At 66.0% G+C, this 20935-nt stretch carries 18 protein-coding genes; 6 read left to right on the top strand and 12 right to left on the bottom strand.

Features of this window, described 5'->3' with window-relative positions:
- The first annotated feature begins 22 nt into the window (after nucleotides 1-22).
- Entirely contained in the window at nucleotides 23-517 is a 495-nt protein-coding gene (locus ACVCNR_RS23545) for a hemerythrin domain-containing protein (RefSeq protein ID WP_354196246.1), read from the top strand.
- A 42-nt stretch (nucleotides 518-559) separates the two neighbouring features.
- On the opposite strand, the gene ACVCNR_RS23540 is transcribed toward ACVCNR_RS23545, so the two are convergent.
- A complete protein-coding gene (locus ACVCNR_RS23540; RefSeq protein ID WP_354196244.1) occupies nucleotides 560-1282 on the bottom strand; it encodes a Crp/Fnr family transcriptional regulator in 723 nt (240 codons plus the stop codon).
- 154 nt (nucleotides 1283-1436) lie between these two features.
- Between ACVCNR_RS23540 and hemN the strand changes: the two genes are divergently transcribed.
- Nucleotides 1437-2783: an oxygen-independent coproporphyrinogen III oxidase gene (gene hemN / locus ACVCNR_RS23535; protein WP_354196242.1), complete on the top strand. Its 1347-nt coding sequence runs from the start codon at nucleotides 1437-1439 to the stop codon at nucleotides 2781-2783.
- Nucleotides 2784-2805: 22 nt separating this feature from the next.
- Here hemN and ACVCNR_RS23530 read toward each other — a convergent pair whose 3' ends face one another.
- From ACVCNR_RS23530 to ACVCNR_RS23505, 6 genes are all read right to left on the bottom strand, one after another.
- Nucleotides 2806-4440 carry an ABC transporter ATP-binding protein gene (locus tag ACVCNR_RS23530; RefSeq protein WP_354196240.1) on the bottom strand — a complete coding sequence of 545 codons (1635 nt, stop codon included), beginning with the start codon at nucleotides 4438-4440 and terminating at the stop codon, nucleotides 2806-2808.
- Nucleotides 4437-5348 (bottom strand): ABC transporter permease, encoded by a 912-nt coding sequence (locus ACVCNR_RS23525; RefSeq protein ID WP_354196238.1) that lies wholly within the window; start codon nucleotides 5346-5348, stop codon nucleotides 4437-4439. The genes ACVCNR_RS23530 and ACVCNR_RS23525 overlap by 4 nt, the downstream gene beginning before the upstream one ends.
- A gap of 1 nt (nucleotide 5349) precedes the next feature.
- A complete protein-coding gene (locus ACVCNR_RS23520) occupies nucleotides 5350-6357 on the bottom strand; it encodes an ABC transporter permease (RefSeq protein ID WP_354196236.1) in 1008 nt (335 codons plus the stop codon).
- Between the two features lie 66 nt (nucleotides 6358-6423).
- Entirely contained in the window at nucleotides 6424-8013 is a 1590-nt protein-coding gene (locus ACVCNR_RS23515) for an ABC transporter substrate-binding protein (protein ID WP_354196234.1), read from the bottom strand.
- A 51-nt stretch (nucleotides 8014-8064) separates the two neighbouring features.
- On the bottom strand, nucleotides 8065-8742 hold the full coding sequence (locus ACVCNR_RS23510; RefSeq protein ID WP_354196232.1) for an AroM family protein: 678 nt from the start codon (nucleotides 8740-8742) through the stop codon (nucleotides 8065-8067).
- Nucleotides 8743-8859: 117 nt separating this feature from the next.
- Complete coding sequence (locus ACVCNR_RS23505) at nucleotides 8860-9753, bottom strand: AroM family protein (RefSeq protein ID WP_354196230.1); 894 nt, start codon at nucleotides 9751-9753, stop codon at nucleotides 8860-8862.
- A gap of 165 nt (nucleotides 9754-9918) precedes the next feature.
- Here ACVCNR_RS23505 and ACVCNR_RS23500 point away from each other — a divergent pair, with 165 nt between their 5' ends.
- Both ACVCNR_RS23500 and ACVCNR_RS23495 read left to right on the top strand, forming a co-directional pair.
- Entirely contained in the window at nucleotides 9919-10998 is a 1080-nt protein-coding gene (locus ACVCNR_RS23500; protein ID WP_354196228.1) for an S-methyl thiohydantoin desulfurase family protein, read from the top strand.
- Nucleotides 10995-12539 carry a hydantoinase/oxoprolinase N-terminal domain-containing protein gene (locus ACVCNR_RS23495; protein ID WP_354196226.1) on the top strand — a complete coding sequence of 515 codons (1545 nt, stop codon included), beginning with the start codon at nucleotides 10995-10997 and terminating at the stop codon, nucleotides 12537-12539. Before ACVCNR_RS23500 ends, ACVCNR_RS23495 begins: the two co-directional genes overlap by 4 nt.
- A gap of 133 nt (nucleotides 12540-12672) precedes the next feature.
- Here ACVCNR_RS23495 and ACVCNR_RS23490 read toward each other — a convergent pair whose 3' ends face one another.
- The 4 genes from ACVCNR_RS23490 to ACVCNR_RS23475 are packed head-to-tail and all read right to left on the bottom strand — an operon-like array spanning nucleotide 12673 to nucleotide 16469.
- Nucleotides 12673-13887, bottom strand: a complete 1215-nt coding sequence (locus ACVCNR_RS23490; RefSeq protein ID WP_447076746.1) for an NnrS family protein — start codon at nucleotides 13885-13887, stop codon at nucleotides 12673-12675.
- 2 nt (nucleotides 13888-13889) lie between these two features.
- Entirely contained in the window at nucleotides 13890-14639 is a 750-nt protein-coding gene (locus ACVCNR_RS23485) for an ABC transporter ATP-binding protein (protein ID WP_354196222.1), read from the bottom strand.
- Nucleotides 14636-15472 carry an ABC transporter permease gene (locus ACVCNR_RS23480; protein WP_354196220.1) on the bottom strand — a complete coding sequence of 279 codons (837 nt, stop codon included), beginning with the start codon at nucleotides 15470-15472 and terminating at the stop codon, nucleotides 14636-14638. The genes ACVCNR_RS23485 and ACVCNR_RS23480 overlap by 4 nt, the downstream gene beginning before the upstream one ends.
- Entirely contained in the window at nucleotides 15453-16469 is a 1017-nt protein-coding gene (locus tag ACVCNR_RS23475; protein ID WP_354196218.1) for an ABC transporter substrate-binding protein, read from the bottom strand. The genes ACVCNR_RS23480 and ACVCNR_RS23475 overlap by 20 nt, the downstream gene beginning before the upstream one ends.
- 319 nt (nucleotides 16470-16788) lie before the next feature.
- Between ACVCNR_RS23475 and ACVCNR_RS23470 the strand changes: the two genes are divergently transcribed.
- Nucleotides 16789-17199, top strand: a complete 411-nt coding sequence (locus tag ACVCNR_RS23470) for a GFA family protein (RefSeq protein ID WP_354196216.1) — start codon at nucleotides 16789-16791, stop codon at nucleotides 17197-17199.
- Here ACVCNR_RS23470 and ACVCNR_RS23465 read toward each other — a convergent pair.
- Nucleotides 17196-17954 (bottom strand): helix-turn-helix domain-containing protein, encoded by a 759-nt coding sequence (locus ACVCNR_RS23465; RefSeq protein ID WP_354196214.1) that lies wholly within the window; start codon nucleotides 17952-17954, stop codon nucleotides 17196-17198. The two genes, ACVCNR_RS23470 and ACVCNR_RS23465, sit on opposite strands and share 4 nt — an antisense overlap.
- Before the next feature lie 251 nt (nucleotides 17955-18205).
- Between ACVCNR_RS23465 and ACVCNR_RS23460 the strand changes: the two genes are divergently transcribed.
- Nucleotides 18206-20923 carry a nitrate/nitrite transporter gene (locus tag ACVCNR_RS23460; RefSeq protein ID WP_447076745.1) on the top strand — a complete coding sequence of 906 codons (2718 nt, stop codon included), beginning with the start codon at nucleotides 18206-18208 and terminating at the stop codon, nucleotides 20921-20923.
- Nucleotides 20924-20935 lie beyond the last annotated feature (12 nt).

The following is a 20935-nucleotide window of genomic DNA, read 5'->3' as shown; positions in this document are numbered from 1 at the left end:
GCTCCGGAACGGGTACGTCGCCATGAATTCGATCTCCACGAGAGCCTTGCAGGGAAGCCACCCACCTCGACCGCAATGCCACGACGGCATCGTTGCGATGGTGGAACTGGCCCATGTCGAGATGCTGCGGCTGTGCGGACTGCTGGAGGAAGTGGCCGACTCGCTTCCCGCCGGTATCGACCGCCGCAAATGCCTGATGATCGCCTGCGAGCTGGAGCCGCTGGTGCGCGGCATCCACCGCTTCGAGGAGGAAACCCTGTTTCCAGCCTATCGGCGCGTGCTGGAGGAGCAGGGCAAGGGAAGAGATTCGGTCGAGCGGCTGCTCTCGGAACATGTCCAGGACGAGTGCTTCGCCGGCGAGCTGACCGAAGCGCTGCTGCTTCTTGGGCATGACGGCATGGTCGAGAACCCCGAGGCGCTGGGCTTCATGCTGCGCGGCTTCTTCGAGGCCAAGCGCAGGCATGTCGCCTTCGAGCGCGAACACGTATTGCCTGAAATCCGCTGCCCGGGGCCGTGACGCCCGGCATCCGGCGAACCAGCCGCCTGCCGCTGTCCGTTCTCAGTTGCCGGCGCGGGCTTCCAGCCGGCCGAGATCCGGGACGATGACCTGGCGGTTGTTCTCGATGCTGATGACCTTGTCGGCCCGCAGCTTCGTCAGCTGCCGGCTCACCGTCTCGATGGTCAGGCCGAGAAAATCGGCGATGTCGGCGCGCGTCAACGGCAGGTCGAAGCGCGCGGAACTGCTGTCAGGCTCGGCGTTCGGGTCGATGTTGCGGGCGATCATCAGCAGGAAGGAGGCGATCTTCTCGCTCGCCGTCTTGCGGCCCAGCGTCACCATCCAGTCGCGCGCCTCGTCCAACTCCTTGAGGGTTTGCCGGTAGAGCCGGCGCTCCAGTTCCGGCGAATCCTGCATCATCCGCTCGATCGATGCGCGGGGAAAGGCGCACAGCGATACCTCGGTGGCGGCCTCGGCGTTGAGCTCGCTCTCGGCCTTGAACGGCCGGCCGAGGAAATCGGGCGCGAACTGGAGGCCGACGATCTGCTGGCGCCCGTCCGACAGGGTCTTGGTCAGCTTCACCACGCCCGACAGCACATTGGCGTAACTGTCCACCTGCTCGGCATCGCCCACAAGCTCGGTGCCGCTTCCGGCATTGTATTTGTGCGAGGTCCTGGCCAGCGCCACGAGCTGCTCTGGGTCGAGCGCGCCGCAAACGCCCCTGTGGCGCGCCTCGCAGGACGCGCACAGCACGGGGATACCGTCGGTATGAACGTCCTTGCGCACGATCTCGCCACCTTTCAACCTATGGATACATAGATAGCATTCCGTGCGACCGCCCGCCCCGCGTCAGTTTGTCTTGCCCTCAGGAAGTTTGATCAAAGTCAACGAAACCGCTCTTCCGTAGCGGCAGAGAGGGGCCATCCTACAAGGAGGCCCCATGTCCGCGTCGCCCGCTTTCCAGTTTGCCGACACCGCTCCGCGCTATACGAGCTATCCGACCGCCCCGCATTTCCACAATGGGGTGGGCGATGCGCAGGTGCGCCGCTGGATGGCGGCGGTGGGAGAAGACGAGGCGGTGTCGCTCTACATCCATATTCCTTTCTGCGACCGGCTGTGCTGGTTCTGCGCCTGCCATACCCACCACACGCTGCGCTACGAGCCCGTCGCTTCCTATCTGGAGACGCTTTACCGCGAGATCGTGCTGGCCGCAGCGTCGCTGCCGCAGACGGTCCGGGTCAGCGCACTGCATCTGGGCGGCGGCTCTCCCACCTTGCTGACGCCGCAGGACATGCACAAGCTGATGGATGCGTTGCGCGAAGCCTTCCGCTTCAACAGGGACGCCTCGATCAGCATCGAGATCGACCCCACCGACATGGATGAAGGGCGCCTCGACGCCATCGCCGCCTTCGGCACCACGCGCGCCAGCCTCGGCGTTCAGGACTTCCGCCCCGAGGTGCAGAAGGCGATCAACCGCGAGCAGAGCTTCGAGGATACGCGCGCCGTGGTCGAAGGGCTGCGGGCGCGCGGCGTCGCGGCGGTCAATCTCGACCTCGTCTACGGCCTGCCGCACCAGAGCGTGGACTCCATCGCCGAGACGGTGGCGATGTCCTTGTCGCTGAAGCCGGATCGGGTGGCGCTGTTCGGCTATGCGCATGTGCCCTGGTTCAAGAAGCACCAGAGGCTGATCGACGAGGCTGTCCTGCCTGACCGCGAAGCGCGCATGGCACAGTCGGTGAGGGCGGCCGGACTGATCCGCGCCGCCGGCTACGAGGCGATCGGCCTCGACCATTTCGCCCTGCCGGGCGACAGCCTGGCGCGGGCCGCCCGCAAGGGAAAGCTGCGGCGCAACTTCCAGGGCTACACCGACGATCCGGCCGAGACGCTGATCGGGCTCGGGCCTTCGTCCGTCAGCGGCTTCCGCGAGGGCTATGCCCAGAACGCCACCGCCATGGGCGTCTACCGGCGCTTCATCGAGAAGGGCATGATGCCGGTGATGCGCGGCATCGAGCTGTCCGGGGAAGACCAGGTGCGCGCCTGGGTGATCCAGCGTCTGATGTGCGATTTCGCCTTTTCGGTCGATGAAGCCTCGGTCCGCTTCGGCGAGACGGCCGAACCGGTGCTGGAAGAAGCGCACGAAATGTGCTCGCGCTTTCCGGACGTGCTCGTCCGCCATGGCGGCAGCTTCATCGTCCAGCCGGAGGCGCGCATCCATGTGCGCTCGGTCGCGGCCGGGTTCGACAGCTATCTGGGCCGCGGCACCGCCCGCCATTCCGCGGCCGTGTAAGGATCAGGTCAGGGCCGCCCGTCTATGGAGCGGCGGCTTCGGCCAGTGCCGCTTCCTTGGAAGTGGCGCGGGCGCTGGCCAGCAATGCCTGCGTGTAGGGCTGCTGCGGCGCATGGAACACGTCCTGTGTCGTTCCCTGCTCGACGATCTTGCCGTTGCGCATCACCAGGATGCGGTCGCAGATGTGGTTCACCACGGTGAGATCATGCGAGATGAACACATAGGTGAGGTTCATCTCGGCGCGCAGCTCGCTCAGGAACTCCAGTATCTGCGCCTGCACCGAAACGTCGAGCGCCGAGGTCGGCTCGTCCAGCACCAATATGCGCGGCTTGAGCGCCACCGCCCTTGCGATGCAAACGCGCTGCTTCTGGCCGCCCGACAGCTCGTGCGGGTAGCGGTAGGCGAAATTGCGCGGCAATTGCACCACGTCGAGCAGCCGCTCCACCTCCGCGCGCAACGCCCGGCCCGACAGCCCTTCCTGGATGCGCAGCGGCTCACCGATGGCATCGGCGATGTTGTGGCGACCGTTGAGCGCCGAATGCGGGTTCTGGAACACGAACTGCATGTGACGGCGCATCCGCCGCAATTCCTGCGGCGACAGTGCCTGGAGCGACTTGCCTTCCAGATGAACCGAACCGGAAGTGGGTTCGATCAGCCGCAGCAGCAGCCGCGCGAGCGTCGACTTGCCCGATCCGCTTTCACCCACGACGCCGAGCACCTCGCCCTCGGCTACCGAGAAGCTGACGTCATCGACCGCACGGATATCGCGGCCGGCAGAGTGATAGATCTTGCCGATGTTGCGGATTTCGAGCAGCGGGGCGGACTGCGGCTTCGCCGCCACGGCGGCCTGATCGCCGAATTCGGGCACCGAGGCCAGCAGCCGCTTGGTGTATTCATGCTGCGGGGCGGTGAGGATATCGCGCGTCCTGCCCTGCTCGACGATCTCGCCGCGATACATCACCGCGCAGCGCGAGGCGACCGCCGCTATGGCGCCGATGTCGTGGCTGATCATGATGACGGTCAGATTCAGCTTCGCCACCAGCTCGTTGATCAGGGCCAGCACCTGCGCCTGGACGGTGACATCCAGCGCCGTGGTCGGCTCGTCGGCGATCAGCACGTCCGGCTTTCCGGCGAGCGCCATGGAAATCAGCACGCGCTGGCGCATGCCGCCCGAGAGCTGGTGGGGATACTGGGCGTAGACGCGCGCCGGATCGTTGATGCCGACCTGTCCCAGAAGCTGCTCCGCCCTGGCCTGGCAGGCGGCCCGACCCGGCAACTTTTCGCCGACGGCGCGATGATGGGCGCGGATGACGTCGACGATCTGCTGGCCCACCGTGAACAGCGGGTTCAGATAGGTCATCGGGTCCTGGAAGATCATCGAGATCCGCACGCCGCGGATCTTGCGCCAGCCCTTGTCGTCCAGCCCGGTGAGGTCGATGCCGTCGAAGGTTATGCCGCCGCCGGTGCGGCGCGACTGCCTGGGCCCGATGCCCATCACCGTACGCACCAGCATGGTCTTGCCGGAGCCGCTCTCGCCCACGATGCCCAGCGTGTCGCCCTTGTTGATCTCGAGGCTGACATTGCGCAGCAGCGGCAGCGTGCCGTCGAACGTGTCTATATCCAGCGAGAAGTCGCTGATCTTCAAAAGCGCGCTCACCGTTCCCGGCTCCTTGGATCAAGCATGTCGCGCAGGCCGTCGCCGAGCAGGTTGAAGCCGAGCACGGTGAGGAAGATGGCCGCGCCGGGGAAGAAGGAATACCACCACCAGTCGGGCATGTAGCTGCGCGCGGTGGAGATCATGGCGCCCCATTCCGGCGCGGGCGGACGCGCGCCGAGGCCGATGAAGCCGAGCGCGGCCGCCGCCAGGATGGCCATGCCCATGTCCATGCTCATCTTGACGATGATCGGCGACAGGCAGTTGGGCAGGATGTGATGGCGCAATATCCAGGGCGTGGTGGCGCCTATGGATCGTGCCGATTCCACGAACAGCTCTTCCTTGACCGCCAGCGTCTTGGCTTCGACCAGGCGCACATAGCCCGGCCACCACACCAGCGCGAGCGCCAGCATGCAGTTGAAGATGCCGGGGCCGAGCGCCGCCACGATGGCCAGCGCCAGCGCAAGGTCCGGCACGGCCAGGAACAGGTCCGTCACCCGCATGATGACGGCACGCGCCCAGCCGCCCTTGTAGCCGGCGATGATGCCGAGCGGTACGCCGATCAGCGCCGCCAGTCCGGTGATGACGAGACCGATCCACAAGGAGGTGCGCGCGCCGACCACCACGCGCGAGAAGATGTCGGCGCCCATCTCGTCGGTGCCGAACCAGTGCTCGGCGCTCGGCGGCAGCAGCCGGCTGCCCATGTGCACGGCGCCCATCGTGTCTTCCGGATAGGGCACGATCCATGGCCCGACCGCGGCCAGCACAAGGAAGATCACCACCAGCGTGAAGCCGAGCATGGTGGAGAAGCTGGAGCGGAAGGTATGCATGTGCAGGCGCCATTGCCGGATCTGGCTGGCGTGGCGCTCGCGGAAGGTCGGCGGCTGCGAGGGAACGGTCGGAGAGGTCAAATCACGCTTTCCTCAGGCGGGGATCGATCCAGGCATAGGCAAGGTCGACCAGAAGATTGGTCACGATGAACAGGAAGCCGATGAACAGGGTGACGCCCATGACCGGCTTGAAGTCCGAGGAAAGCGCGGAGGAAACGGCGTAAAGGCCAAGCCCCGGCCAGTCGAACACGGTCTCGACCACCACGGTGGTGCCCAGCATCCAGCCGAAGCGCAGCCCGATCATGGCCAGCGTCGGCAGCATGGCGTTCTTGAGCGCATAGACGCCGACCACGCGCAGCGCCGAGATGCCGTGCGCGCGCGCCGCGACGATGTGGTCCGATTGCAGCACCTCGATCATCTCGGCGCGGTTGACGCGCAGGATCGAGGCGACGCAGGGCATGGACAGCACGAAGGCGGGCAGGATGATGTATTTCAGCGCGGTCCAGAACAGGTCGAACTGGCCGCTGATCAGGCTGTCGAGAAGGAACATGCCCGTGATGGTCGGCGGCGGCGTCGCCACCAGCGGCAGGCGGCCCGAAACGGGCAGCCAGCCGAGATCGACCGCGAACCACAATTGCAGCAATATGCCGAGCCAGAAGGCGGGCAAGGCCACGCCCGACATGGAAAAGATGCGCGTCACATGGTCGATCGGGCCGTTGCGGTAGACAGCTGACAGCACCCCCAGGGGCACGCCAAGCAGGATGCCGATGACCATCGCCACCAGCACCAGCTCGATGGTGGCGGGAGCGTAGCGGAGCAACTCGTCCAGCACCGGGCGGGTCGAGACCATAGACCGGCCGAGATCGCCATGGGCGAGGTCGCTCATATAGATGGTGAACTGCTCGAGCAGCCCCTTGTCCAGCCCGTATTCGGTACGTATGGTCTCCACCATGTCGGGAGTGGCATTGGGACCGGCGATGAGCCGGGCAGGGTCGCCGGGCGCGATATTGGTGATGATGAAGGTCAGCACCGCCACGCCGAACAGCGTGGCGACAAGAGCAATCAACTTCCTGGCGACGAATGAGAGCATTGCGTTTCCCGGCTGGGGGCGCCCGCTCGGGCGGGCGCCTCATCGTGCTTTAGCGACGCGCGATTGTCAGGCGTCGATATAGAGCTGGTAAAGGTCGATCTCGCTGGCGAGCCGCACCGGTGAGAACCGGAAGCCCTTCACATAGTCGCGCAGCGCCCAGCGGCGGTTCTCCAGCATGCCGAACACCTCCGGCTGGTCCGCCACGATCTGGGTCTGGATCTTGGCGTAGAGGGCCGCGCGCTTGTCCCAGTCCATCTCGGCCCGGGCCTCGTCGATCATCTGCGCGACTTCCTTGTTGTCGTAGTAGTGCATGGCATAGTACTGCCCCCAGCTCTTAGGGTGGTATTGATAGGCCACCGCATCCGGGTCGTTGGTGATCGGCGTGGTGTAGACCGAGGTCATGTTCGGCGCGGTCTCGACCCGCGAGCCGAGCGCCACCATGTTCGGCCAGGTCTCGGCGACCAGTTCGAGCGTGATGTTCAGCTCCTTGAGGTTGTCGAGCAGCACTAGGCCGATGCGCCGCGCTTCCTCCAGCCCGTTCATATAGATGTATTTCAAGGTGATGTTGCCGTCCGGATAGGCCGACTTGGCAAGATACTCCTTGGCCTTGGCCACGTCGCGGCGCGGCATGTCGGGAATGTCGATATGGCCGCGCAGCGCGCCCGGGAAGGGGCTGGTCTCGAGAGTGGCCGCGCCGTTGTAGACGGCGATCAGCGCATCGTAGTCCATGGCATAGGCGATGGCCTTGCGCAGGTTGATGTCGGCGGTCGGGCCGACCTGCGTGTTGAACTTGATGCCGAAGGTGGTCGAGCCGGGATGGCTCTCGACGACGATGCCGGGCGCCCTCGACAGAAGCATGTAGTCGTCGCTGGTCAGCGTCTCGACGATGTCGACCTCGCCGCGCTGCAAGGCGGCCTTCTTGGCCGCCGGCTCGGCGATGAGGCGATAGATGATGCCGGCCGGGCGGCGTTCCGCGTTCGGCCAGCCCTTCCAGTAGTCGGCGACCGACTTCAGCTCGTAGAGCACGTTCGGCTCCCAGCGGCCGAGGATGAAGGGGCCGGAACCGGCGGCATGATCCGTCAGCCAGGCCTGGCCGTAGTCGCCGTCCTTCTCGTTGGCCTGCACTTCCTTGGGGTTGACGATGTACCACCAGGGCAGGACCGACATGAATGGCGCATAGGGCGCCTTCAGCTCGAAGCGCACGGTGCGTGCGTCGACCACGGTAATGTCCTCCGGCGCCAGGAATTCCTTCAGCATCCAGGCGACGCCCTTGTTGAGCTTCAGCCCGCGCTCGAACGAATAGCGCACCGCCTCCGCATCCAGCGGATCGCCATTGTGGAACTTCACCCCGTCCACCAGCTTGAAGGTCCACACCTTGCCGTCGGGGCTGGATTCCCAGCTCTCGGCCAACCACGGCTTGATCTCGGCCGGATCGTCCTCATACTTGAACAGCGCGTCATAGACCGCCTGCTGCACCATGCGCGTCGACCAGTCGTAGCGGACATGGGGATCGAGGACGGGAATGGCCTGATTGCCGCCGAACACGATCACGTTTCCGTTTTCCGTGCGCTCGAAGGCCAGCGCCGGGCCCGAAGCCAGCAGGGGAGAGGCCATCAGTCCGGCAAGCACCTGCCGGCGGTTGAGACTTTCAAACATCGAGAACACCTCTGGTCGTTTGCTTGTTTATCGGTTTTGCCCGTGGCGCGTTCAGATCAGCTGTCGCGCCACTCCCGCGACGACGCGGCGCGACAGCAGCACCGGCTTGCCCGCCTTCGCCTTGACCCTTTCATGCATGGCGCTGTCGTAGCCCATGCAATGCATGACGATGAGGTCGCAATCGGCCAGTTGCGAGGCCGCGGCCTCGAAATCGCCCTGCGAATAAGGCGAGGCCGAAACGACCACCGTTTCGCCGTCGAATGCATGATGGGCGGAAAAATCCCCGACCTGGCCGGCCAGCGGCACGATGACGCCGAGCCGCCTGCACGAGGCGGCCAACGCCTCGACGGTCTTGTCGACGACGCTCTGCGCCTCGATCACCAGGGTGCGGGCCAGCGGCTCCGTCCGGGTTCCGGTGCACAGCATCACGATCAGGTCGACCTTGCCGTCCAGCGCGTGCAGCAATTCGTTGAGGCGGGCCTCGGTGCGCTCGACCGAAATGGCGATTTCGGTGCCGTCACGCAGCCGTGTCGCGAAAATTTCCTCGCCTTCGCCGGCGCGCATGGCGTCGAGGGCCGCGCCTTCCAGTCCATCGAGCACGCCATATTCGCTGACGACGAGCCGGTCGCGATCGAACCCCAGTTCGATCTCGGACAACATTTCCGGCACGATATCCGACCGGGGCGTCTGCCCGATCGTCACGAAAGCGACATGCAATTGCTGCTTCATGAAGGTCTCCGCCCGACTAGCCGTGAAGAGTAGCTGCCGTACGGGCACCAGCACCATAGGGGATTCCACCTAATAGCACCCCGAATCCGCCTAAAAAACCGGGCCGGAGCGGTGAAATCAGCGGTAGCCGGCCTCGACAACCATGCGGATCAGCGCGCCGGAAGACGACACTTCCATCTTGCGCATCATGTTCGACCTGTGGATCTCGACCGTCTTGGGGCTTATCCCCAACTGGCGGGCGATGGCCTTGTTCGACAGGCCCTCGGCTGCCAGCGAAAGCACCTGGCGCTCGCGCGCCGTAAGATTGCTCAGCCGCTCCGCGAACTCCGCCGGGATAGAGGGTGAGGGCAGGACGGGCGTGGGACGGTTCAGCAGCAGCCGGATGGCGCTGGCCATGATACGCCGCGCCAAAACGATCGGCTTGCCGCTCGCCTTGGCCATCATCAGCCGGTCGGCCTCGGTAAAGCCGACCGAATTCAGCACGATGATGCTGCATGCCGACAAGTCGAGGATCGCCGTGGCGAGCGAGGCGCGGTCGCCCTCCTCGGCATGAGTCACATGAAGCTGGTAGGAATCGAAGGCAGGGCTTTCGATCTCGCGGGTCTGCCGGCTCAGCGGCTGGACCAGCCCGACGACATCGCCGGCCGCCGCCAGCGACAGCACCGCGGATTCGATGGCGCGCTGGGTGTTGACAGTGGGGCAGGTGCTTTCGAATTCACCGAACAGCCCCGTCGACAGGATGACGACCAGATCGTAGGCGCCCGGCGGGAAGGCGCCGACGATCTCGCTCATTCTTTCCGTCATCTTGGCCTTCGACAGCACGATCCTGCGCGTATCGTCCAGCCTGGAAACGATGCTGTTCTCGTGCGGCGTCGCCTTGAGCTTTTCGATCTCGTGATGGGGCAACCCATCCAGCGCCCCCACCTCGAACACCTCGATCGGGATGTCCAGGTTCTCGACGATCTCGCCGATCAGGTCCTTGCGCGGCGAGCGCCCGACGCTGACGAACATGACCCTCGGCGGCCGTTCAGCAACCACGCTTTTCGGCGAGAGGGAAGACGGAAGCTGCATGTTGATTTTTGGAACCTGCGGATGGTGTTGGCGTCGCTTACGGGTTGTCCCTTATTTCAGGACCGGCGGCCGCTGGCTACTCTACCATAGAAACCGGAGGTTACCATGATCCGTGACTTTGAAGCGGACGAGATCGATCCGCTAGCCGTAGGCGCCTGGATTCTGGGCACCGGGGGCGGCGGCAGTCCGTACCTGTCCCAGCTCAATCTCAAGAAACTCTATGGGGAAGGCAAGCGCTGCCGGCTGATCGACCCTTTGGCACTCGACGACAACGACATGGTGGCGGTGGTGTCCAAGATGGGTGCACCGCTGGTCGGGCAGGAGCGATTGCTCAATCCCGTGCATCTCGCCCGCGCCATGCAGGTGGCCGAGGATTATACCGGCAAGAAGTTCCGCGCCGTGATGGCGGTGGAGATCGGCGGCGGCAACGCGCTTTCGCCTTTCCTGGCCGGCGCCATACTCGACGTCCCCGTGGTCGATGCGGACGCGATGGGGCGCGCCTATCCGGAAGCGCAGATGACCTCCTTCGCCATTGGCGACCTGCAGATGTATCCCCTGACGCTGGTCGATTGCCGCGGCAGCGAGGCGATCGTCACCAAGGCGCCAACCTGGAAATGGATGGAGCGCGTGTCGCGCGCCATCTGCACCGAGGTCGGCTCGACCGCCTCGACCTGCAAGGCGCCGCGCACCGGGCGCGAGGTCAAGGACTGGGGCGTGCTGAACACAGTGACCAAGGCCATCGGGCTTGGCCGCGCCGTGATGGCCGCGCAGGCGGCGCACAGCGATCCGGTTCAGGCGGTGCTGGACTATGAGGGCGGCAAGCAGCTCTTCCGCGGCAAGGTGACCGACGTCGACCGCACCACCACGGGCGGCTTCCTGCGCGGCACGGCCACGATCGAAGGATTGGACGGCGACCGCGGCTCCACGCTCACCCTCGCGTTCCAGAACGAATGGGCGGTTGCCTTCCGCGACGGCGAGCCGATCGCCATGACGCCGGACCTGGTCTGCCTGCTCGACAGCGTCTCGGGCGAGGCGATCGGCACCGAGACGGTGCGCTACGGCCAGCGGGTGACGGCGGTGGCCCTGCCTGCCCCCGCCATCTTGCAGACGCCCAAGGGCCTGCAGCATGTCGGTCCCCGCGCCTTCGGTTATGACATTGATTTCAGATCGGTATTCTCGGCATGAAACGCATCGGCATAGACGTCGGCGGCACCAATACGGATGCCGTCCTGATTGACGGAAACCGGGTGATCAGCTCGATCAAGATTCCCACCAGCGACGATGTCATGACCGGCGTCGTCAAGGCCATCAACAGCGTGATGGCGGCACAGGGACCGCAAGACAGCCCCATCGACGCGGTGATGATCGGCACCACCCATTTCACCAATGCGGTGGTCGAGCGCGCCCGGCTGGAGCGCGCCGGCGCCATCCGCATCGCCATGCCGACCGGCGAGTCGCTGCCGCCGATGATCGACTGGCCGGCCGACCTGCGCGAGGCGGTCAATCCAATGAGCTTCATGGTCGAGGGCGGCCATGAATATGACGGCCGGCCGCTGATGCCGCTCGACCGTGCCGCCATCCGCGACGCGGCGATGCGGCTGCGCGACGCCGGTATCACCTCGGTCGGCATCACTGCCCTGTTCTCGCCGCTGACGGCAGAATGCGAGGTCGAGGCGGCCTCCATCGTGCAGGAGATCATGCCCGACGCCCGCATCACCCAGTCCAGCACGCTGGGGCGCATCGGGCTACTGGAGCGCGAAAACGTCACCATGTTGAACGCGGCCTTGCAGCAGCTTGGCCGCAAGACGGTCGCCGCCTTCGGCGAGGCGCTGCGGCAGGCCGGTATCTCGGCACCCTTCTATCTCACCCAGAACGACGGCACCGTGGTGCTGGCCGAGATCGCGGCCGCCAATCCCGTCTACAGCTTCGCTTCGGGCCCTACCAATTCGATGCGCGGCGCTGCCTTCCTGACCGGCCTCGAGGATGCGATGGTGGTCGATGTCGGCGGCACCACCTCCGATATCGGCTATCTTCAGCGCGGCTTCCCGCGCGAGGCCAACAATGTGGTCGAGGTCGGCGGCGTGCGGACCCTGTTCAGGATGCCGGACCTCCTGCCGATGGCGCTCGGCGGCGGCACCATTGTCGATCCCGACAAGCTCACCGTGGGTCCGCGCAGCGTCGGCTACCGCATCACCGAGAAGGCGCTGGTGTTCGGCGGCGACACGCTGACGACCACCGACATCGCGGTGGCCGCCGGCCGCGCCGACATCGGCGACCGCGACCGCGTCAGGCATCTCGACCCGGCTCTGGTGCAGACGGTGCTGAAACGGATCGAGACGATGCTGGAAGACGGCATCGACCGGATGAAGACCTCGGCCGAGGACGTGAAGCTGATCGCCGTCGGCGGCGGCGCCTTCCTGGTGCCGGAAAAACTGAAGGGCGCCAGCGAGGTGCTGCGCGTGGAACATGCCGGCGTCGCCAATGCGCTGGGCGCGGCCATGGCGCAGGTTTCGGGCGAAGTGGACCAGGTGTTCTCCGGCCTCGGCCGCGCGGAAGCCATTGCCGAGGCCGACCGGATCGCCCGTGAGCGCGCGATGGCCGCCGGCGCGGTCGATTCCACCATCGTCACGCTGGAGACCGAGGATATCCCGCTCGCCTATCTGCCCGGCAATGCCCGCCGCGTGCGGGTGCGGGTGATCGGCGACATCGCCTTCGCCACGGCGTGAGCCAGGGCCGCCCGCCCCCGGCGAGCGGCACCGCCACGGAAATCCACCCATCATCCAGGACCCGATCCGGCCGGATCGGGTTCCTTTTCGTTACGGGCAGAGGGAAACCCGCCACTACGGCGAACGCGGCCCTTCAGCAGCCGTCGCCACCGAGCGTGTCGGGATCGCGGAGCAGCGGCCAGTAGCCGGCCAGCCAGATCAGGAAGGCGGCCGCCCACAGAACCGATGCCACCGCATAGGGCGGACCCGGAAGCACCGGCATCAGGCCGAGGTCGGGCAGGACGCGCAAAAGCACGGCGGCAGCCCCGCACAAGAAGGCCAGTTTCGCGGCACGCGGCAGCACCAGCTTCTGGCCGGTGTGCAGCAGGCCGGCGATGGCGAACACCGCCAGCACGCCGAGGCCGAGCCCGCCCATCAGGGCCATATGCAGGCCCGGCACCTCGCCGAAAGGGGCGCCGAGCCGGGCAGCCCCGACCAGCAGCAGGCCGATGCCTGCAAAGGCGCTGGAACCGGCGAGGACGAGGATTTCCGCCCGCAAGGCCGCGCGGCCGATGAAGGCCTCGCCGATGCGATCCATGAAGGCCGCGCCTGCCGCGATCATCAGGAAGCCGTTGACCGCCGGCGACAGCCCGAGCAGCTCGCCGGCCACGGCCACCACGATCAGTCCCGGTGCGAGATGCCGGCGGCCGGGATGCGGGCGGAAGGGCGATGTCTCCTCGCTCGGATCGAGGACCAGATTGCTGACCGGCACGGTGATGCGCGCCAGCGCCAGCCCCAGAAGCCCGAGGAAGACGAGCCCGGCGCAATGCAGCAGCAACTGCGCCAGCTCGGCGTCGCCAGTCAGGAAGGCATAGCGCACGGTCAGTTGCGCGCATAAGAGGGCCGATATCCAGAACAGGAAGGCCAGCAGCCGGTCGGTGCGCTTGCGAACCGACACCCGGGCCACATAGACGGCCAGAGCCGCAAGCCAGGCGGTGTCGGCCACGGCGCCGATGGCGGAGGCGGCGTCCGCGCCGAAGAAACCGACAAGACGGCCGGCGCCCCACACGCCGGCAAGGGTGAAGAGGCGGCGGCCCTGCATCTTCGGCGTATCGGTCCATTCGGGAACCGCCGTGGTGATGAAGCCGATCAATGCCGCTCCGAAGGCGCCGAAGATCATCTCATGCGCGTGCCACAGGCCCGGCGGCGTCGAGCGCGCCAGCGGCAGGTCGAGGCCGAATACCAGAACCCATTGCAGCGGCCACAGCGCCGCATAGATCGCACCCAGCGGGAAGAAAAGACGAAAGCCCTCGTCGCCGAGGATGCGGCTCAGCGGCGGTGGCGGCAGGCGTTCGGCAGGGGCCAGCATGATCACGCCACCCGCCGCTCGTCGACATCGTGGATGTGGCGAAACAGCGGATCCTGCTTCAGGAACGCCTGCACGGCGGCGAAGACGTCGCCGTCCACGCGGGTGCCCGGCTGGCCGGGCAGGGGGCGCTGGCCGGCAATGCCCCGGCCGGCCAGATCGAGGACGACGATGCGATGGGCGACACGCACCGCTTCCATGAGGTCGTGGGTCACGAACAGGCCGGCGAAATGCGCGCTGCGCGCCGCCTCGATCACGAGGTCCTGCATGCGCCGCTTGAGGGCGGCATCGAGGGCGGTGAACGGCTCGTCGAAGAAGATGAAATCGGGATCGACGGCAAGGGCGCGCGCGATCGCCACGCGCTGGCGCATGCCGCCGGAAAGCTCGGCCGGATATTTGTCGAGGTCGACGGCATCGAAGGCCACCCGGCTTGCCGCCGCCTCGGCCCGCGCCTTGCGCTCGCGGGCGCGGATGCCCGCCAGCCGCAACGGATAGGCGATATTGTCGCGGGCCGTGGCCCAGGGCAGCAGGCGCGGTTCCTGGAACACCATGGCATGGCGGCGATAACCGGCGGCAACGGTGCCGCGCAGCGGCTCCACGATGCCGGCGGCGATGTGGACCAGCGTGCTCTTGCCACAGCCGGAGGGGCCGACCAGCGCCACCACCTCGCCGGGCGCCACGGCAAGGTCGATATGGTCGAGCACGGTGCGGCCGAAATAGGCATGGCCGATGCGCGAAAGGGAAAGCGCGTTCATCTTTTGACCCCCCATGGCCGCGCGGCCGCCCGCCAGCGCTCGAACTCCGAGCGCACGGGATGCACGACCCCGTATTCCACGACGATCAGGGCCGCGACCGCGATCGTCACCCAGGCGAGCGCCCCGGCCACGTCGAGATTGGCGCGGCTACGCGCCAGTTCGCCGCCGATGCCGCCGACATTGGCCAGAAGCTCGGCCATCACAGCCACCTTGAAACCCATGCCGAGCGCCACCACCAGGGCGGGGAAAAGATGTGCCGCGACATGGCGCAGGCCGAGCGTGGTGAGCCGCTGCACCGGTCCGGCGCCGAAGGCGCGCGCCATGTCGTCCAGCCCACGGTCGCGCGTCATCACCCCCTCGGCCACCCCGACGAAGACCAGTGGCGCCGCCGCCACCACGATGGTCACGATGACGGTGCCGTCGGTGGAACCGAACCAGATCATCGCCAGCACGATCCAGGCGATCGGCGGCACGCCGAGCAGCACGGTGACGAGCGGCCGGGCCAGCCGCATGGTGGCGGGGGAGTAACCGGCCGCCAGGCCGAAGGCGGCACCCGCCAGCGCCGAAACCACGAAGCCTTCCACCGCGCGCGAGCCGGTAATCAGCGCCACTTCCCATGCGTGCCGGTCGGAGAGAATGGCTGCGCCCGCCGCCAGCGTATCGAGCGGGGCGGGCAGGATGAAATCGCCATAGGCCTCATGGCCGGCCTGCCACAGCGCAGCCAGTAGGGCCAGCCCGGCAAGACCGGACCAGGCCGACCACAGGAAGCTTCCCGTGCGTCCGAGCCGTGACAGCGCCGCGCCGAACATCGCCTTAGAGGTAGAAGCCATCATCGGGCAGCTTGCCGCCGATCAGGGCGGGATCGGCATCCGCCAGCGTGGTCAGCATGGCCTCGATCTCGGTCCGCATCGTCACGGCGCGCGCCGCCACCAGCTTGGAGGTGGCGATGGACGCGGCGATCACCGGGGCCGGCATCTCCAGCGCCGGGGCCGCGTCGGCCGCCGCCTTTTCCGGCTCGGCATTGACCTCGGCGGACATTTTTTCCAGCACGGCCTGCAAATCGTCGGCGACGCCCGGATTGGCCTGTGTGAACGCATCGGTGAGGGCAAGGCCCGCCTGCGGCAGCACCGGCTGGCCGCCGCTCACCTCGCCCCATACCTCCTGAATATCGATGACGCGCGCCACGGTCTTGCCGGCCGCGCCGGCAAGCATGATGGCGGCCGAGATGGCAGGCTCCGGCGCCAGCACCGCATCCACCCGGCCGGCGAGCAGCATCTGGATCGCCTCGACCGGCGAACCGACCGTCTCGATGGCAAGATCGGTTCCGGCGACGAGGTTATAATGCGGCAGCAGCCGCGCCAGCACCAGGTCCGGCGTGTCGTTGCGGAACGGGACGGCGAGCTTCTTGCCCTTCAGGTCGGCCAGGCCGGTCACGCCGGTGTCCGTGGAAATGACGTAGAGCAGCCCTTTGGTCATGACGTTGAGCAGCTTCAGCTTGAAGCCGCGGTTGTAGAGGCTGGCGGCCGCCTGCACCGGCAGCACCACGGCCTGCATGGTCCCGGACGTCAGGCCGGCGCGCATTTCGTCAGGGTTGCGCCAGGCCTTGAAACTTGCCTTGTCGGCGATCTGCGACAGCGCACCGGAAGCTGCCGCATGGGCAAGGATGATCGAGGGGCCGGCGGGGGGACCGTAGAGCGCAAGTTCGGCCAGCGGGGCGGCAAAGGCGCGGCCGGCCGCGCCGGTCACGAAAGGCAGTGCCAGCGCACCACCCATGACGGCCAGCAAGGAGCGGCGGCCGGCGCGGAAGGAGAGAGGTGTGGAACTGGACATAGGGAGGCTCCCGGCTGGTGGTGCTTTGCGCCCGGATAGGGGCATTCGAGCCCAACCATATAAACTGGACTATCATATTCCAGTTTGTGCCAGATCAAACAAAAGCAGGTATTGCAATCTATGTGCGCCGGGCCGAACCGATCCAGGCGGTCACGCTCCCTGGACTTCGGCAGCTCCGCGATCTATTTTGGTCTTCCGGCAGCCTCGAAATCGCATCAGGTCCCGCCCTTCGCTTCGCCTGCCGCAACGGATGCGGTTCCGGCCTGTGCTTCAGCCCTCAATCCAGCATGTTCACACCGCGCAAGCGGAAGGAGTTTCTATGGCCGATGCCCAATGCGCCTGCGGCGCTCTTAGACTGACGTTTGGCGAACCCCCGCAATTGACCGCGCTATGCCACTGTTTCGCTTGCCAGCGAAGAACCGGCGCGCCGTTCAGCGCCAATGCCTTCTACGCGATCGACTGTGTCGAAATAACCGGAGCGTCGACGGAATTCGTCCGCACCGCCGATAGCGGCCGCAAGGTCCACATGCATTTTTGCCCGACTTGCGGTTCCACCGTCTATTGGCGGGCGGAGGCCTCCCCGTCGTGGATCGGGGTAGGGGTAGGTTCGTTTGCCGACCCGGCCTTTGCGCCGCCCGCCATGTCCGTGTTCGAACAGTCGAAACACAAATGGGTGCAGCTTGACGAAACGGTAGGGCGGTTCCAGGGACTTCCAATCGATCGCTCCTAGCCGCGCTTCCTTGCGAGGGATGGCATCTCCCGCCGCCTCGGCAGGACGGTCGGCGCCTTGATGACCGGTCCGTCCATCAGCGGATCCGGCACCGCAATCGCGGCCAGCCGTGCCCGGTCGGTTATCGTCACGCGCATGCCCTGAACCACCACACCATGGCCTTGCAGGGCCTTCATCGACCGCGACAGGTTTTCGGGCGTCATGCCCAGATGGGAGGCGAGATGCCGCTTCTCCACCGGCAACACGATGGTGGCGGCATCGCCGGACCGGCATGACTGGTGCAGGATGTAGGCGGCGAGCCGCTCCAGCGAATTGCGCAGCTTCAGGTTCTTGGCCTGGCGCACGAAAGCGCGGTAACCGCCGGCCAGTTCGCGCATCGCGGCCATGGCGAAATCGCTGTCGCGCCGCAACGCCACCCGCACATCCGCGACGGGGATCAGGACGATCTGCGACCGCTCCAGCGTCCGTGCCGACATCAGATAGGGCTCGTCATACACGCAGGCCGCCAGGATGAAGGTCGAGACCGGGTGCACGATCCCCATCACGGTGTCGCGCCCGTTCCAGCTGGCGTGCAGTTCGACGGACCCTTCGATGATGACATGCAGGAAATCCGCATATTCGCCCTGCCTGATCAGTTCGAGCTGCGCCGGAAAGCTCTGCGAGTAGGCGATCTGCATCAGACTGTCGAAGGTCGGCGTCATCATTTCGCGGAACAGCGGCAGGCGCCGGAGATTCGGCTTCTCGTCATCGCGCATGATGAGCACCTCCTGTGGCCTTATTGATATTTATCAAGCGAGTAACCGTAAAAATTCAATTCCGATATCCATATCCATCAATGGAACTTCATATGATTATCAAAGCTTAGCTGACCTGCTTCGAAGAAGATCAATTACCTCGGCGTCAGCAATTGTAGTTGATCTGCATCAAAGACCATCGGCATCGACCATGTTTGTTGAGATGTGAGCTAACACATCCAGCCACCGGAGCCAGACCCGGAGTCGAGCCCATGACCGGCCAACAGATGCCTAGCCGTGCAGACCAGCAACGCGCCTTGTGGCTGAGCACAATATCCTTCACCCTGTGCTTTGCCGTCTGGACGATCTTTTCCATCATCGGCCTGTCCATCAAGGATGAGCTCGGACTTTCCGAATTCGAATACGGTCTGCTGATCGCCACGCCGGTGCTGACCGGCTCGCTGACCCGGCTCATCCTCGGCGTATGGACCGAGCGCTATGGCGGGCGGCTGGTGTTCTCGGCTCAGATGATCCTGACCGGTGCGGCCACCTTCGCCCTGACCTGGGCCGACAGCTACGCCACATTCCTGCTGGCGGCACTGGGCGTCGGCCTTGCCGGCGGCTCCTTCATCATCGGCGTCGCCTATGTCTCGAAATGGTATCCGCAGGCCCGGCAGGGCACCGCGCTCGGCGTGTTCGGCATGGGCAATGTCGGCGCGGCGGTCACCAAGTTCCTCGCCCCGTTCGTGCTGATCGCCTGGGGCTGGCAGGGAGTGGCGGAAATATGGGCGGCGGGCATCGCCATCATGGGCGTCATCTTCTACCTCGTGGCCAGGGACGATCCGGATTTCGCCGCACGGCGGGCCAAGGGCGTTGCCGCACCCAGCCTTGCCGAGCAGTTCGCGCCCCTGAAGAACCTCCAGGTCTGGCGCTTCTCGCTCTACTATTTCTTCGTTTTCGGCGGCTTCGTGGCGCTGGCGCTGTGGCTGCCGCACTATCTGGTGCAGGTCTATAACGTGGACGTGCGCACCGCCGGCATGGCGGCGGCCGCCTTCAGCCTCTCGGCCAGCGTCTTCCGTGCCTATGGCGGCGTGCTGTCCGACCGTTTCGGCGCCCGCTCTGTCATGTACTGGACCTTCGGCTTCTCGCTGCTGTTCCTGTTCATGCTGTCCTATCCGCCGACCGACTACGTGATCCGCGGCAAGGACGGGCCCATCGCCTTCTCCACCGAGATGGACCTGTGGCCCTTCGTCGCCACCACCTTCGCACTCGGCTTCTTCATGAGCCTCGGCAAGGCGGCCGTGTTCCGGCACATCCCGATCTACTACCCGAACCATGTCGGATCGGTCGGCGGCCTGGTCGGCATGATCGGCGGCCTGGGCGGCTTCATCCTGCCCATCGTGTTCGGCGTGCTGCTCGACGTGACCGGCATCTGGACGTCGGCCTTCCTGCTCCTGTTCCTCATCGTGCTCGTCTCGATGGCATGGATGCATCTGTCGATCCGGGCCATGGAGCGGCAGGCGCAGGGCGTGGCCCTCGACCGGCTGCCCAATTTCCCCGAGCTGGCGGAAGTTCACGACCCCGAACGCACCGTCATGCCGCATCTGATCGAGGACTGGCGGCCCGAGGACCCGAAATTCTGGGCGCAGAAGGGGCAGCGCATCGCAAAGCGCAACCTGTGGATCTCGATCCCCGCCCTGCTGCTGGCCTTCGCGGTGTGGATGGTGTGGTCGGTGGTCGTCGCCCAGCTTCCATCGATCGGCTTCGCCTTCACCCAGGACCAGCTCTTCTGGCTGGCGGCGCTGCCGGCGCTGTCGGGAGCCACGCTGCGCATCTTCTACAGCTTCATGGTGCCGATCTTCGGCGGCCGGCTGTGGACCACGCTATCGACCGCCTCGCTGCTGGCGCCGGCCCTCGGCATCGGCTATGCGGTGCAGAACCCTGACACGCCCTATCTGATCTTCGCGGTGCTGGCGCTGTTGTGCGGCTTCGGCGGCGGCAACTTCGCCTCCTCCATGGCCAATATCAGCTTCTTCTTCCCGCGTGCCGAGAAGGGCAACGCCATGGCGCTGAACGCCGGGCTCGGCAATCTGGGCGTTTCGGTCATGCAGTTCCTGGTACCGCTGGCCATCACCGCCGGTGTCTTCGGCGCGCTCGGCGGGCCGGCGCAGGAACTGTCCGACGGCGGCCGCATCTGGATGCAGAATGCCGGCTTCATCTGGGTGCCCTTCATTCTCGCGTCGACGGCGGCCGCCTGGCTCGGCATGAACGACATCGCCGACGCCCGGGCGAGCTTCCGCGAACAGGCGGTGATCTTCACCCGCACCCACAACTGGGTGATGTGCCTGCTTTACGTCGGCACCTTCGGCTCCTTCATCGGCTATTCGGCCGGCTTCCCGCTGCTGTCCAAGCTTGCTTTCCCCGAGGTCGACGCGCTGAAATACGTGTTCCTCGGCCCGCTGGTCGGCGCGCTGAGCCGTGCCGGCACCGGCTGGCTGTCCGACAAGGTCGGCGGCGCGCGCGTCACCTTCTGGGTCTTCGCCGGTATGATCGCATCCGTGCTGGGCGTGATCTGGGCGTTGCAGATCGGCTCCTTCGCCGGCTTCTTCGCCTTCTTCATAGCGCTCTTCTTCTTCACCGGCGTCGGCAATGCCTCGACCTTCCAGATGATCCCGGTAATCATGCGCAAGGAAGTCGGCCGGCTGGCGCCCGACCGGGACGCGACCGAGCAGCGCCGCCAGTCGGAGCGCGAGGCCGCTGCCATCATCGCCTTCACCAGCGCCATCGGCGGCTATGGCGGCTTCTTCATCCCCAAGGCCTACGGCACCTCGATCGGCATGACCGGATCGCCGCTGGCGGCACTTTGGGCTTTCCTTGCCTTCTACGTCGTGTGCCTCGCCGTCACCTGGGTGGTCTACACCCGCCGTGGCGGACTCCTGCACGACGTCGAGCGTGGCCGGGCACCGGCCGCCGCCATTCCTGCCGAATAATTGAGGAGACAG

It is taken from the genome of Aquamicrobium terrae (assembly GCF_052978165.1).
The sequence above is the reverse complement of the archived record's forward strand: the minus strand, read 5'-3'. Positions and strand labels throughout refer to the sequence as shown.

Bases quoted from the DNA above. Each gene is read 5' to 3' on its own strand.
- ACVCNR_RS23545 (WP_354196246.1), top strand. From the start codon at position 23: ATGAATTCGATCTCCACGAGAGCCTTGCAGGGAAGCCACCCACCTCGA.
- ACVCNR_RS23485 (WP_354196222.1), bottom strand. From the start codon at position 14,639: ATGAACGCGCTTTCCCTTTCGCGCATCGGCCATGCCTATTTCGGCCGC.
- hemN (WP_354196242.1), top strand. From the start codon at position 1,437: ATGTCCGCGTCGCCCGCTTTCCAGTTTGCCGACACCGCTCCGCGCTAT.
- ACVCNR_RS23510 (WP_354196232.1), bottom strand. From the start codon at position 8,742: ATGAAGCAGCAATTGCATGTCGCTTTCGTGACGATCGGGCAGACGCCC.
- ACVCNR_RS23515 (WP_354196234.1), bottom strand. From the start codon at position 8,013: ATGTTTGAAAGTCTCAACCGCCGGCAGGTGCTTGCCGGACTGATGGCC.
- ACVCNR_RS23475 (WP_354196218.1), bottom strand. From the start codon at position 16,469: ATGTCCAGTTCCACACCTCTCTCCTTCCGCGCCGGCCGCCGCTCCTTG.
- ACVCNR_RS23490 (WP_447076746.1), bottom strand. From the start codon at position 13,887: ATGCTGGCCCCTGCCGAACGCCTGCCGCCACCGCCGCTGAGCCGCATC.
- ACVCNR_RS23460 (WP_447076745.1), top strand. From the start codon at position 18,206: ATGACCGGCCAACAGATGCCTAGCCGTGCAGACCAGCAACGCGCCTTG.
- ACVCNR_RS23495 (WP_354196226.1), top strand. From the start codon at position 10,995: ATGAAACGCATCGGCATAGACGTCGGCGGCACCAATACGGATGCCGTC.
- ACVCNR_RS23500 (WP_354196228.1), top strand. From the start codon at position 9,919: ATGATCCGTGACTTTGAAGCGGACGAGATCGATCCGCTAGCCGTAGGC.
- ACVCNR_RS23520 (WP_354196236.1), bottom strand. From the start codon at position 6,357: ATGCTCTCATTCGTCGCCAGGAAGTTGATTGCTCTTGTCGCCACGCTG.
- ACVCNR_RS23505 (WP_354196230.1), bottom strand. From the start codon at position 9,753: ATGTTCGTCAGCGTCGGGCGCTCGCCGCGCAAGGACCTGATCGGCGAG.
- ACVCNR_RS23480 (WP_354196220.1), bottom strand. From the start codon at position 15,472: ATGATGGCTTCTACCTCTAAGGCGATGTTCGGCGCGGCGCTGTCACGG.
- ACVCNR_RS23470 (WP_354196216.1), top strand. From the start codon at position 16,789: ATGGCCGATGCCCAATGCGCCTGCGGCGCTCTTAGACTGACGTTTGGC.
- ACVCNR_RS23465 (WP_354196214.1), bottom strand. From the start codon at position 17,954: ATGCGCGATGACGAGAAGCCGAATCTCCGGCGCCTGCCGCTGTTCCGC.